This is a genomic window from Sorangium sp. So ce426, from assembly GCF_051475585.1.
In the GTDB taxonomy this organism is placed as follows: domain Bacteria; phylum Myxococcota_A; class Polyangia; order Polyangiales; family Polyangiaceae; genus Sorangium; species Sorangium cellulosum_B.
In genome coordinates, this window is sequence record NZ_CP150341.1 from 272,518 (window position 1) to 285,290 (window position 12,773).

Consider the following 12,773-nt stretch of genomic DNA (forward strand, 5'->3'; position numbering starts at 1 on the left):
GCGCGACGTTACTTCTTCGCCGTCACGTACCGGAAGTCGCACCGCTCGGCGCCCGTGCCGAGGGTGCCCGTGCGGTGGAGCTCGATGCCGTGGAGCTCTTTCACCTTGAGGTCGTCGAGGCGGCAGATCATGGGGACGATCTCCGGCGCGCCGTGCCGCCGCGCGAACGCCACGATCGGGCACGCGCGCACGTCGAAGGCCAGGAGCGCGCCGGTGCCGCTGGCCTCGTCGAAGCGGATGCCCTCCGGCTCGTCCGCGCGCAGGGTCATCATCAGCAAGCTCCGCGCTGGTTTCAGCCGGAACACCGCATCCATCGCGGCGCCGAGGAGCGGGCTCCGGTTCAGCTGCTTGCGGTAGAAGGCCAGCAGCATGTCCTCGGCGAGGCGCAGGGCCGGCTCCCGGTCCACGCCGAGGTCGTGCAGGAGCGCCTGGTAGATCGCGAGCACCGGCGGGCCGAGCTCGAAGAGCTTGCGATTCGTGCTGCTCCGGAACCGCGGCATCGTCGCCTCCAGCGCGAGATACCGCTCCTTGGCGTGCGTGTGGAGCTCCGCCGCACAGGCTTCGCCGAGCTCGCGCGTCGCGATGACTCGGCCTTCCGCAAGGATCTGCGCGAGACGTTCGGACGGCGACGACATGCTGGAAATTTACCATATGCGGCGCCGTGGCAAGCCTCCTTGTGGGAGCCTCTGTGAGCGGAGTGGCCAGCCGAAGTGAGCTACTGGCCGGCCAATCGACTGGCCGGCCAGCAGGCCAGTCCGATCCGCGGGCGGGGCGTATTCCAGCCGGCCTGTGCGGCCAGAGGGTCAGCGATGCTCCTGCGATCGGGGGAGTTCGGTAGGGACGCAATATGGCTCTGCCGGGATGCACGGAGCGCCGGACAGGGCGTCTGGTGAAATGAGGCAGAAACCTCTCAGCAACAGGCCCAGTCGGCTCCCGGGCGGCGATGCGCTCGCGGGCTCGGCAGGAGCCGGGCGTCCGTCTGTGCGGCCCTACGGCGCTGCCGGTCCCCACAGCCCGGGCACGCGCGTCCCGCAGGAAGGGCACGCGCCGCCGGAGAGGAGGACCTCCTGCGTCTCGTAGTTGAACCGCCGCACGACGACCTCGTGGCAGGCGGGGCAGCGTGTATGCGAGAGCTCACGGACGCGGTCGGCCACGTTGCTGACGTAGACGTACTTCATCCCCCGCGCGTAGGCGACGCCCGCCACGTCCACGAGGAACGCCGGGTCGGTCGTCATGCGATCGCGCATCTTGTAACGCGGGTAGAAGGCGTTGAGGTGCCAGGGGATGTCGGGGTCGACCCCGGCGATCTCGGCGCCGAGGGCGCGGAGGCCGGCCGCCTTGTCGTTGAAGCCGGGGACGACGAGCGTCACGACCTCGACCCAGTAGCCGAGGCGCCGCGCCTCGCCGATCGCCGCGAGCACCGGCTCGACGCGGCCGCCGAGCGTCCGGTATTGATCCGCGCTCCACCCCTTCAGATCGACGCGGAACACGTCGGTGACCGGGCGCATGTACGCGAGCGCCTCGGGCGTCGTGTTGCCATCCGAGATGAGCGCCGTGACGAGCCCCCGCCGCTGCGCCTCGGCGAAGACGGCGCGCGCCCACTCGGCGGTGATCATCGGCTCGTTGTAGGCGCTCGCGAGCACCCCGCAGCCCGCCGCGACGGCCACCTCGACGAGATCCGCGGCGCTGATGTCGATGGGCTCGCCTTCGCTCTCCGGCTCACGGAGGGCCTGGGAGACCTTCCAGTTCTGACAATAAGGACAGCGCAGGTCGCACCCGAACATCCCGAAGGTGAGGGACCTCGCGCCGGGGCGCACATGGAAGATCGTGTTCGTCTCGACCGAGCGCACGTAATGGCGCGCGACGTAGCCGAACGGGACGCGCAGCTCGCCGTCCTTCTCGAAGCGGATCCCGCACGCGCCCGCGCGCCCCGGCGCGAGGACGCAGCGGTGCGCGCACGCGGTGCACCGGAGATACCCCTCCTCGGGACCGGGCTCGTAGAGCGCGCCCGGCACGGTGCGGCGGGCGAGCTTCGCCGTGAGGGGCTCGCCCGCGGCGCCGCCCTCGCCAGGCCCGGATGCGGCTCGCTCGCGCGCGGGCTCGTTCGCGGCGCCACGAACGAGGTCCTCCACGCGGACGTGCGGGCGGGCGCCCGGATCGAGCGCGTCGAGCGGAGCATCGATCGCGGCTTTCGGGGCGCTGCGTCCGTTCGTCTCCATGGGAGAGCGGGCATCGCTAGCATCGCAGCCGCGAAAAACAAGGGCCTTGTGGGGCGGTGGCGGGGCGGCGCCGCTGGACAGCGGCGCTGCGGCGGGCAGCGGCGAGCGAGGTGGCCCGGCGCGGGAGCGCTCTTGTCAGGCCGGCAGCGCGAAAGCGCCCTGCGCGAGCCGATCGAGCTCGTCCTGGCCGAGCTCGCGCTCGCCGGCGAACGCGATCCCCACGACGGCGCGCACGCCCGCGGAGGCGTCGCGCACGGGCAGCGCCACCGCCGCCTGCGCCGCGACCGCCCTGGCCCCGGGCCGCACGTCGCCGGACGTGTCCGTCTGCAGGTTGCACGTCTGTACGGGCTGGTCGCGCTCCCAGGCGAGCCCGGCCATCCCCTTGCCCCGCGGGACGCGGCGCGTGATCTCCTGCACCTTCTCGGGGATGTTCACGGCGGCGGCCAGCGCGAGCACATCGCCCTCGACGAGGTGCACCGTGCCAGCGATACCCCCGTTGTCGGCGACGAAGCTCCGAAGCCACGGCTCCAACGACTCTCGGCGCGCATGCATGCCCGCACCTTCGACCGTCGCGGGGCCTGCGTCAACCCGGGACAGCCCGCGGGACGCGCCGGATTGGTCAGGCCTCGTCAGGCCTCGTCAGGCCTCGTCAGGCCTCGTCCTTTACCCGCTTGGGCCAGCGCACGATGAAGGTCGCTCCTGCGCCCGGGCGCGACGAGACGGACACGCTCCCTCCGCGGCTCTGCACGATCTTCTTCACGACGGAGAGCCCTATCCCGGTGCCTTCCACCTTGTCGCGCGACTCGAGCGTATGAAAGAGATCCCAGATGCGCTCGTGGTACTCGGGCGCGATGCCGGGCCCGTTGTCGCTCACGGCGAACTCGACGTAGGCGCCGGCGTCCTCACACGTCACCTCGACGCGCGCGTCGCTGCGGCGCGCGTGCTTCAGGGCGTTGCTGATGAGGTTCTGGAACACCTGCTGCATCGGGACGCGCTCCGCGGCGATCGTCGGCATCCCGGGCGCGATGTCGACCCGGGCGCCCTCGGGCGGCGAGAGCAGCTCGACGACCTCCGCGAGAAGATGGCCGGTGTCGACGCTGACCACGTCGCCGCGCAGGCGCCCTGCGCGCGAGTAATGGAGGATCCCGTCGATGAGCGCCTCGAGGCGGCGCACGCGCCCGCGCAGGAGGTGGATATGCTCCTGCGTCTCGCCGTCCAGCTTCCCCGCCAGCGACTCCTCGATCCACTCGGACAGGTTCGCGATCCCCCGGAGGGGCGCCTTGAGGTCGTGCGAGGCGACGTAAGCGAACTGGTCGAGCTCCTGGTTCGTCTTCGCGAGCGCCGCGATGAGCTCCTCTCGGTGCTGGCTCAGCTGCTCGATGCGGCGCCGCGCGAGCACCTGATCGGTGATCTCGAAGGCGACCACCATGACGCCCGAGACGGCGCCGGAGGGGTCGCGGATGGGCTGAGCGACGTAGTTGAAGACGGCCTCGTCCACCGCGCCGCCGCGCCGGACGGGGAGGGTCAGCTCGGTCATGCGAAGCGGCTGGCCGGTCTTGCGCGCGCGGTCCAGCATCGCGATCGCCTCGTGCTCGCCGAGCTCCGGGAACGCCTCGCGCACGCTCTTCCCGACGAGGTCCCGCCGGCCGGCCATCTCGCAGTACGGCGGGTTCGCGACCTCGTAGCGGTGCTCGGGGCCGGCGAACACCGCGATGGGGACCGGCGCCTGCGTGAAGAGGTCGTACAGCCGCTCGCGCTCGCGCTCGGCCGCCGCCCGCAACCGGGCGAGCTGGAGGTGCGTGGCGACGCGGGCGACGAGCTCGCGCGCGGAGAACGGCTTGGGGAGGTAGTCGTCCGCGCCCGCCTCGAGCCCCTCGACGCGCGACTCCTCCCCGGCGCGCGCGGAGAGCATGACGACCGGCACACCCCTCGTGCGCTCGTCGGCGCGCAGCGCGCGGAGCAGGTCGAAGCCGTCGAGGTTCGGCATCATCACGTCGGTGAGCACGAGAGCCGGCGGGCTGCGGCGCGCCGACGCGAGCGCCTCGGCGCCGTCGGCGACGGCCTCGACCGTCCAGCGCTCGCGCAGCACCCGCCCGACGTACTCGCGCATATCGGCGTTGTCGTCCGCGAGCAGGACGCGCCCCGCCGGCCCGGCCTCGATCGCGGCGCCGCCGGACGGCGTCCACGCCGCCGGGGCGAGGTGCTCGACGGCGTCATCACCCTCTGCGCCGGTGGGCGAGTCACCCTCTGCGCCGGTGGGCGAGTCACCCTCTGCGCCGGTGGGCGAGTCGCCCTCTGCGCCGGTGGGCGAGTCGCCCTCTGCGCCGGTGGGCGAGTCACCCTCTGCGCCGGTGGGCGAGTCACCCTCTGCGCCGGTGGGCGAGTCACCCTCTGCGCGGGGCAGCCAGCGGAGCGCCTCCTGCACGAAAGGCGCTGCGCCCGTCGTCGTCGACGCCAGCGTCCGCGCGGCGTTCACGCTGTCCTTCGGCAGGTGCCCGGCCCCGCGAGGCAGGGAGACCGTGAACGACGTCCCCACGGAGAGCTCGCTCGTGACGTGGATGGTCCCGCCGTGGAGGCGGACGAGCTCGTGGACGAGCGCGAGCCCGATCCCGGACCCCTCGTGCGTGCGGGATCGCGCGCCCTGGACCCGATGGAATCGCTTGAACAGGTGCGAGAGCTCGCGATCCGGGATGCCCGTCCCGGTGTCCCGCACGGTGAGGTCGGCGCGATCGCCGTGCGCGCGGAGCGAGATCGAGACCGTCCCCTCGAACGTGAACTTGAGCGCGTTCGAGAGCAGATTGAGCACGATCTTCTCCCACATGTCGCGATCGACGTAGATGGGCTCGGGCAGGGGCGGGCAATCGACCTCGAAGGCGAGCCCTGCGCGCGCCATCGCCGAGCGGAAGGCGCTCGCGAGATCCGCGGTGAGCGCGGAGAGATCGGTCGGCTCGTACGACGCCTGGATCCGGCCCGCCTCGATGCGCGAGAAGTCGAGCAGCGCGTTGACCAGCTTGAGGAGCCGGACCGCGTTGCGGTGCGCTGTCTCGAGATCCGCGCCCGACAGGCTCCGCTCCGTCGACGCGAGGGCGTCCTCGAGCGGCCCGAGCATCAGCGTGAGGGGCGTGCGGAACTCGTGGCTCACGTTGCTGAAGAACGTGGTCTTCGCGCGATCGAGCTCGGCGAGGGCCTCCGCCCGCCGCTTCTCCTCCTCGTACGCCTGCGCGTTGGCGATGCTGGCGGAGATCTGGCCGGCGACGAGGTGGAGGAAGCCGCGGTAATCGTCGTCGAAGAGGCGGAATGGATTCAGCCCGACGATCAGGACCCCGGCGCGCCCCGTCTCGCCCGAAGGGGAGATCGCGAGCGCGGCCGCCCGCGTCGGCGGCCTTTGCCATGCGCCGGTCGGGAGATCGCGGAGGTGAGCCGGTATCTCGACGACGCGGCAGGACTCGTGCTCTCGCAGCACCGCGGCGAGCGGCCACGGCGACGCGTCCGTGAGCGCGATCGTCTCGGGGGCCGCGGCGTGCCCCCGCTCGAACCCCGCGCTGCCCGCGAGCCGCACGCGCCGCCGATCCGGGTCGACGACGTAGAGGAGCGCGAAGGGGAGATCCTTCGTGTTGGTCGCGAGCGAGCTCGCGCTGCGCGCGCACACGTCTTCCCACGATCGCCCGTCCGCGGTCCGCGCCGCGAGGTCGCGGAGGAGCGAGAGCTGCCGCTCTCCGATGATCCGCCGGGTGTCGTCGGTGTTGGCGCAGAGGATGCCGCCCGTGCCGCCCTGATCGTTCGGCACAGGGCTGTGGGAGAACGTGTAATACGTCTCCTCCTGGTAGCCGTTCCGCTCCATGATGAGGAGGAGCGCCTCGTCGTAGGTGCCCTCGTCGCGGCGCATCGCGGACGCTGCGCGCGGCCCGACCTGGCCCCAGATCTCGCGCCACACGACGGATGCGGGCTGCCCGAGCGCCTCGGGGTGCTTGCCGCCGACGATCGACCTGTAGGCGTCGTTGTACAGGTTGATGAGCGAGTCGCCCCACCAGACGAACATCGGCTGGCGCGACGTCAGGACGATGCGCACGCACGTCTTGAGGCTCTGCGGCCACGACGAGACCGGTCCGAGCGGCGTCTTCGACCAGTCGATCGCGCGCATGCGCGCGCCCATCTCGCCTCCGCCGGCGAGGACCGCGCGAGCGTCCGCGCGATCCGGCGGCGGGCCATCCAGCTCGGGCGACATGGCCCCTTTGTAGCGTGCTGTAGGTGGCGGGAGAAGGGCAGAAAACAGGGTGTTTCGGCCGCTCGGGGGAGCCCGTACACCGCGCAGGGGCCTGCGCGCCGCCGCCGTTCACGGCGGCGCGTCGAGCACCGCGCGCAGCGCCCGGCGCGCCACGTCGGGCGAATAGCCCTGGCGCGCGAGGAAAGCATAGAGCTTCTGCCGTTGCTCCGCCGGGGCAAGCCCCGAGAGCGAGCGGAGCTTCTTGCGCGCCGCCCGCTCGGCCACGGCGGACTCGTCCGTTCCCTCCTCGGCCATGACCTGCCGTATGGCCGCGTCCGCCACGTCGCGCGAGACGCCTTTGCGGGCGAGGTCCTGCTCGATCCTGCGGCGCGACCGGGGCTTGCCCACGATGCCGGAGCGCGCCTTGGCCTCCGCGAAGCGCGCGTCGTCGAGCAGCCCGCTCGAGGTGAGGCGCTCGATCGCGGTCGTCACGTGCTCCCTGGGCTCGCCCTTCTCGATCAGGCGCTTCTCCAGCTCCCTGGCCGATCGCGCACGGAACGACAGGAGCCGCAGCGCCCGCTCGTAGGTCTTCTCCGCGGCCTCGCGGGCCTTGCGCGGCGGCTCGGCCGCAGCCCCGGGGCTGTCCTGGCCGGGGGTCAGGCCGGCGGCGGCCTGCTCGGGCACCGTGGCGAAGGGCACCCCATCCACCAGGATGACGACGTGGCCGGGTTGGTCAGGCGAGGGGGCGATTCCCGTGATGATCGGCATGCCCGAGGGACGATGGCGCACCCCGCGCGGGCCGCAAGCTCCCGCTCACTTCGCCTGCTCACGGCCGCGGCAGGGCGCCTGCTGGCTCGCCTCACCTGAACGATCGCGGCCGCCTGGTGGAGCCGTCGACTCGGAATTTGACACGCGGGGGCGTGCTGGCGTCTCCTGCCCGCGAGGAGACAGGACGCCATGCCCGGGCAACGGCTCGTCTACAAGCTGCTGAACGATACCATCGATGTCAGGGTCGTGGTGGGCTACATGCCGACGACGAGGGCGCTGGCAGTGGACCAGACCGAGCCCGAGAAGCTCGACCAGTGGTGGTGGGACGCGGGGGGCAGGCGGCCTCTCGGGGTCGACAAGCCGACCATGTCGATCGAGTACATCGCCTCCTATCCCAAGAAGCTCGGATACCTGATGATGATCCAGGTCCTGTGGGTGCCCGACACCGATCGTGCGGTCCTGGAGAAGAACTCTTTCGACATGGACCGCCTCACCACGTTCGGGGATGGGCTGGCCACGATCGACGGCGGCAAGGTGGGGGCCCCGGCGCGCCTGCGCATCGGGCCGGAGGCGCCGCACAGCACGTATCCTTTCTTCGCCTACAACTCGGCGTACTACAAGCCGCTGAAGCGTCAGCCGGCCACGAGGACGTTCCGGCACAAGGACTATGCGAGCGCGGCGGGCAGCCACTCCACGCTGATCTTCGACTGCGTCCTGGTCGCCAAGCTGAAGACCGAGGTCGCCCCGCTGAGCAGCCTCTCTCTGAAGCTCACCTCCTCGAAGAAGGCACAGCCCAACTTCGGCGTGCTCGACTCGTTCATCTGGGGAATGGACAACTACAAAGAGGCGGTCTTGAAGAGGCGGACGGACATCTCTCCGCTGATGACACAGGTCCTCGCCAACGAGTACCCGAACACGAAGCTCGAATGGCTGACGGACCCCACCAAGATTGACACGCTCTACGATCCCTCCGCGACGGGCTCCGGCACGGGGTCGAAGAAGCCGGGCAGCACGTCGACGGGCGGTAGCAAGACATACGATTGAGGGCCGCGGCGCCCTATCGCCGCTCACGAGCACGCTCTCCGCTGGCCTCCGCCCCGGGCTCACCTCTTCTCGACGCGCAGCCGACTCCCCTCCAGCACGACGTCGTACGTCGCCTCGGAGGAGGGGAAGAGCGCCTTCCAGTCGCCGGTCGGGTGGTAGAAGAAGACGTAGAGCGCCACCATGCCCTTCGCGGGCGGCGACACCGAGATCTCCTTCTTCGTGCCGGGGAACACCACGGCTGTCTCCAGCACGGAGTCGTCCGGCGCCGTCACCTGGAGAGAGGCCGCCTGGTAGGTCTCTTCGAGGTACGTCTTCGAATCGACGTTGCGGACCACGAGGTAGCAGGGCCGGTTCTCGTTCAGCCCGTCGTCCGGGCGGACGTGGAACTCCACCTGCGACGTGCACCCGAGCGCCGCCGGCGCCGCGAGGGTGGCCGCGAGCACGGGGAGGGGCAGGCAGGGCAGTCGCACGCGGCGATTATCCCGTGACGGCGCGAAGGAATCCACTTTGCCGGCGAGCGCCCGCGACGCCTTCCCCGTCCTCCCGCCGTCCTCCCCGGTTCCCCGGCGATCCGCGCTCAATCGAGGGACGGCGCCCGGAGCAGCCCGGCGGGGTTCGGCTCGAACAGGAACGCAGCGTACCGCCGCGGGTCACCGGGGGACTCGGGCGGGGCCTTCCAGGTGACCTTCGAGCCCGCGACCTCGGCGCGCTGGATCAGGTGGAAGAATGAGAAGTCCGCGGCCGCGACGTCGATGGTCTGGATCCGGGGCTCGCCGCCGCCGGTCGGCGTGGTCTGGATCCCCACGCTCGAGGTGTTGGACTGGCCCCCTGCCGGCGACCACGCGACCGGGAAAGGCTGCCACGAAGGGGCCTGGTTGAAGGCATAGAAGGTGGCTGTCCCCGACTGCAGGAGCGCCAGGGTGATCGTGCGCTCGGGCTCGACCGGCGAGAGGGGAGGGGCCTTGACGCGGAACGCGATGGACTGCGGCTTGCCGTCGGGCCCGAAGAGCATCTTCTGAAGGCCCTGCGCCCACGACGCGAGCCGGAGCGCCCCCGCCGGGACCTCGACCGCGCCCGCCGAGGGGACCTCCAGAGGCGTGTAGCTGCCCGCCGGGCCCTCGCGGCACACCGGCCCGATCAGCGACGCGAACGACGCGAAGAAGGTGCCCTTGGGCCCGAACGTCGCCTCCACGTCGGCCGCCTGCGCGTCCACCGTCGACCGCGTGTCGAAGGGGAAGCGCCCCAGGATCGGGGTCACGGACGGTCGGAGCTCCGCTGTATACGCGTCGGCCGTCGCGCGGTCGAGATCGGCTTTCCCGAGCGCGAGCGCCCGCTGCGCCGCGAGGCGGAACGGCCGGCGGAGCGACTCGGTCATCGTCGCGTCGTTCAGCCAAGCCTCGACCTCGGCGTCGGGGGATTTCGCCGGGGTGCGCAGGGCCGAGAGCGCGAGCGCGCCGATCGGGGCCAGGCGATCGTCGAGCGGCGCGTCCCTCTTCGGGGCCGGAGGGGCCCTGTCCGAGAGCGAGGGGACGAGCGTGATGAGGAGCTTGTAATAGGGCTCCAGCGCGGGATACTTGCCGTTCTCTCCGGTCAGGAGCCGCGCGATCGGGCCGAAGTCCGCGACCGGGTCTCCCACGAGCCGGAGCAGCGTCCCCGGCGATCCCGGGATGCTCGCCTGATCCGCGACGCGCTTCTGAAAGGTGGTGAAGAACGAGGACGGAGACACCATGTCGGCGACGTCCGCCGCGAGCGCGGAGGCGCCCCCTCGCGAGAGCTGGAAGCTCTTGTAATACGCGTCCGTCGCGTCGCGCAGCCCCGTGCCGTAGCTCGACGCAGCCGAGCGCGTGGGCCGCAGGTAGATCTCGCGCTCCGAGACGTCGAGGCCCGTGCCCGTGAGCGCGGCCTCGAAGCCCGCGAGGCCGGGCTCGACCTCCGCCGTGAACGCCTCGTGTGAATACAGGCCGTCGATGTACGTGGACGCGCCGCGCCCGGGCTGCGGGAGCACGGGGGGATACGCCGCGTCCTTAGGGAACAGCACCGATCGCCTGGACGAGTCCGCGAACAGGGCGTCGAGGTAGACGAGCGCGCGGCCGGCGACGATGGCCTGGGCCCACTGGCCCATGTCGAAGCTCCAGGACTGGGCGTCGAGGACCACGTTGTAGACAGGCGGCTTCTTCGCCTCCGGCTCGGCGCTGGCCGCCGCGGTCGAGGACGCACTCCCCGAGGGCGCCGCGCTCGCCGAGGCCGAAGCCGATGCAGGCGCGGAGGGGGCCGCAGGCGCGGCGCTCGACCTCGGGGCGGCGGAGGCGACCCCGCCTGTTGAAGCGGCGGCCGTCCCGACGAGCTGCTTCAATCGATCGAGCAGATTGTTGGCCTGCTGCTCCGCCGTGGCCTCTTTCGCTTTCGGCTCCACGATCTCGGGCGGCACGGCGATCACCTGGAGGTCCAGGACGGCCTGTCGCAGGCCTTTGCCTGCGCCCGACGGCCCGTCGAGCGAGGCTCCCCGGACGGCCGCGAGCAGGTGCTGGAGCGTGCCCGCGTTCTCCTGCATCCACGGGCCCGCGTCGCTCGTCGTGCCCTTTCCGAACAGGTTCTTCTGGGTCGGATGACGCGCCTGGAGTATCCGCGCCGCCTCGTCGAGCTCCGTCTGCTCCGCGGCGTCGCGGACCGCCTGATCGAGATCACCCGCGCTGTCCTGGAGCTCCTTCAAGGGGTCGGTCCGCAGGCGCTGTCCGTGCAGCACGTCCGACAGGCGGCGGAAGAAAGAGGCCCAGTCCGCGCGGGAAGAGCCCCGCGGCAACGCGGTGATCTCGGGCAGACTCGACAGCTCCTTCTCGGTCGGACCCGCGCCGTCGCTCACGGTCAGGTAGCTCCTTAGGGTCCGGGGCGACATGCCGAGCGCGGCGGCCCACGCGGCCTCGTCTTTCTGGATGATCGCGCGCAGCGGGTCGCCGTCCTTGCCCGCGTCGAGCACGGAGAGCGCGCGGATCCGCGCGGCGCGGTCGGTGCTCTGGAGCTTCGGATTCAGCATGCCCGCCTCGACGGCGGTCCGATACTGCTCCTCGATCTCGGCGCGCCGCGCGTCGAACAGCCAGGCCGAGCGGTCCATCCGGAGCACCTCGGCTGCGGCCTTCTCCTCGACGGTCCTCGACACCCTGTCGCCGTGGCTCACCGCGTCCGCCATGACCGTGACGGCGCTCGCGGTGCGCTCGACCGAGCTGCGCTGCATGGTGAACACGATCGCCCCGAGCGCCAGCGCCGCGGCCAGCGCGAGCCCCACGCGCGTGATGAAGCGGCGCTCCCGGGCTCGACGGTCGCTGTTCGCGAGCTCGGGATCCTCGGCCAGCGCGTCGCCGGTGGAGCGGAAGGGCTCCAGCTCGGTCGCGGCCGAGAGGAACACGCCGTTGACGATGGGCGCGTCCTTCGTCGAGGCGAGGAGCGACTCGAAGAACGGCGCGAGGGCCCGCACGGTCTCCGGGCCCTCCGACGAGACGAAGCCCACGAGCTCAGGGAACCTCGTGGTCCGGGCGCCGAGCGGCGTCACGCGGCGCCACTCGGGGGGGAGCTCGTCGGACTCCCTCGGCGCGATCGGGCCGCGGGCGTTGGTCTCTTCGAGGATGTCGCAGAGCGGTAAGAACCCGGCGGAGCGAGCGTCGCAGTGCGTGACCGCGACGCGCACGTTCACCGGCGAGCCGCGCAGATCGGTGAGGATATCGAGCTTGCGCCGCGCCACGCGGCCGAGATCGCGCAGCCCGGCGTCGTTCCACGAGAGCGCGCTCGCGTTGACCACCACGATCACGCGGAGCGCCTCGAGCGCCACGCCCTTCCAGAGCTTGCGGAGCGCGTCCTCGGCCTCGGGCCGCGGGTCGAACAGGAGGTCTGCGGCGATCTCCTGGACGCGCTGTCCATTGCCTGAATAGACGTCCAGATCGCGGCCGTCTGGCGTGTACCGGTCGCCTTGCTTCAGGGCTCCGCGGATGAGGGTCGTCTTCCCCGACAGCCGCTCTCCGAGCACGACGAGCACGGGGCCGTCGCGCTCGCGCTGGGGCATCGCGGCGACGGCCTTGCGCCACGCGCCCGCGAGGTCCAGGTCCTCGGCCTTCTTCCCCTGGGCGGCGCGGCGCTTCCGGATCCACCCCACGGCGAGCAGGACGAAGCAGAGGATCCCGACGATGAGCGCGATGATCCCAAGGATGAACCACCCGTCCACGCCGGAGCCGCCCGCGACATCCATCCCAGCTCAGCCCACTGCTTCCAGCAGGTCCTCGATGGTCTCGAAGGTGGCCACGAGCTTCGCTGGGTCGATCTTCGCCCCCGGGGCCACGGCTTCGTGGAGCGGCGCGAGCACGGCGGCGACGGCCGTCTTCGAGAGCGAGGCAGAGAGGCGGGCCTCGACGCTGGCGAGGAGCGCCTGCTCGGGCGAGACTCCGCCCTTCGCCGGCGGCGCGGACGGGCGCGGCGCCGGTGCGGCATCGTCGGACCCCGGGCCAAGGCGCTCCATGGGGGGATCTGACCACGGGCGGCGCGCGGCCACAAAA

General features: G+C 71.6%; 9 protein-coding genes. 1 reads left to right on the forward strand and 8 read right to left on the reverse strand.

Annotation, left to right across the window (positions count from 1 at the left end):
• Nucleotides 1-8: 8 nt before the first annotated feature.
• From WMF44_RS01060 to WMF44_RS01080, 5 genes are all read right to left on the reverse strand, one after another.
• Nucleotides 9-635: an L-2-amino-thiazoline-4-carboxylic acid hydrolase gene (locus WMF44_RS01060; protein WP_437297259.1), complete on the reverse strand. Its 627-nt coding sequence runs from the start codon at nt 633-635 to the stop codon at nt 9-11.
• Nucleotides 636-989: 354 nt separating this feature from the next.
• Entirely contained in the window at nt 990-2,219 is a 1,230-nt protein-coding gene (locus WMF44_RS01065) for a radical SAM protein (RefSeq protein ID WP_437297260.1), read from the reverse strand.
• A 135-nt stretch (nt 2,220-2,354) separates the two neighbouring features.
• Entirely contained in the window at nt 2,355-2,771 is a 417-nt protein-coding gene (locus WMF44_RS01070; RefSeq protein WP_437297261.1) for a GAF domain-containing protein, read from the reverse strand.
• A 97-nt stretch (nt 2,772-2,868) separates the two neighbouring features.
• Nucleotides 2,869-6,444, reverse strand: coding sequence for an ATP-binding protein (locus WMF44_RS01075; RefSeq protein WP_437297262.1), 3,576 nt, complete (start codon nt 6,442-6,444; stop codon nt 2,869-2,871).
• A gap of 108 nt (nt 6,445-6,552) precedes the next feature.
• Entirely contained in the window at nt 6,553-7,191 is a 639-nt protein-coding gene (locus WMF44_RS01080) for a regulatory protein RecX (RefSeq protein ID WP_437297263.1), read from the reverse strand.
• Between the two features lie 189 nt (nt 7,192-7,380).
• On the opposite strand from WMF44_RS01080, the gene WMF44_RS01085 reads away from it, so the two are divergent.
• Entirely contained in the window at nt 7,381-8,235 is an 855-nt protein-coding gene (locus WMF44_RS01085; protein WP_437297264.1) for a hypothetical protein, read from the forward strand.
• Between the two features lie 59 nt (nt 8,236-8,294).
• Here WMF44_RS01085 and WMF44_RS01090 read toward each other — a convergent pair whose 3' ends face one another.
• From WMF44_RS01090 to WMF44_RS01100, 3 genes are all read right to left on the reverse strand, one after another.
• Nucleotides 8,295-8,705 (reverse strand): hypothetical protein, encoded by a 411-nt coding sequence (locus tag WMF44_RS01090; protein ID WP_437297265.1) that lies wholly within the window; start codon nt 8,703-8,705, stop codon nt 8,295-8,297.
• A 107-nt stretch (nt 8,706-8,812) separates the two neighbouring features.
• A complete protein-coding gene (locus WMF44_RS01095) occupies nt 8,813-12,469 on the reverse strand; it encodes a hypothetical protein (protein ID WP_437297266.1) in 3,657 nt (1,218 codons plus the stop codon).
• A gap of 6 nt (nt 12,470-12,475) precedes the next feature.
• Nucleotides 12,476-12,736 carry a hypothetical protein gene (locus WMF44_RS01100; RefSeq protein WP_437297267.1) on the reverse strand — a complete coding sequence of 87 codons (261 nt, stop codon included), beginning with the start codon at nt 12,734-12,736 and terminating at the stop codon, nt 12,476-12,478.
• Nucleotides 12,737-12,773 lie beyond the last annotated feature (37 nt).

Coding starts and splice junctions, on each gene's coding strand:
- WMF44_RS01100 (WP_437297267.1), bottom strand. CDS start 12,736: ATGGAGCGCCTTGGCCCGGGGTCCGACGATGCCGCACCGGCGCCGCGC.
- WMF44_RS01070 (WP_437297261.1), bottom strand. CDS start 2,771: ATGCATGCGCGCCGAGAGTCGTTGGAGCCGTGGCTTCGGAGCTTCGTC.
- WMF44_RS01075 (WP_437297262.1), bottom strand. CDS start 6,444: ATGTCGCCCGAGCTGGATGGCCCGCCGCCGGATCGCGCGGACGCTCGC.
- WMF44_RS01060 (WP_437297259.1), bottom strand. CDS start 635: ATGTCGTCGCCGTCCGAACGTCTCGCGCAGATCCTTGCGGAAGGCCGA.
- WMF44_RS01085 (WP_437297264.1), top strand. CDS start 7,381: ATGCCCGGGCAACGGCTCGTCTACAAGCTGCTGAACGATACCATCGAT.
- WMF44_RS01065 (WP_437297260.1), bottom strand. CDS start 2,219: ATGGAGACGAACGGACGCAGCGCCCCGAAAGCCGCGATCGATGCTCCG.
- WMF44_RS01080 (WP_437297263.1), bottom strand. CDS start 7,191: ATGCCGATCATCACGGGAATCGCCCCCTCGCCTGACCAACCCGGCCAC.
- WMF44_RS01095 (WP_437297266.1), bottom strand. CDS start 12,469: ATGGATGTCGCGGGCGGCTCCGGCGTGGACGGGTGGTTCATCCTTGGG.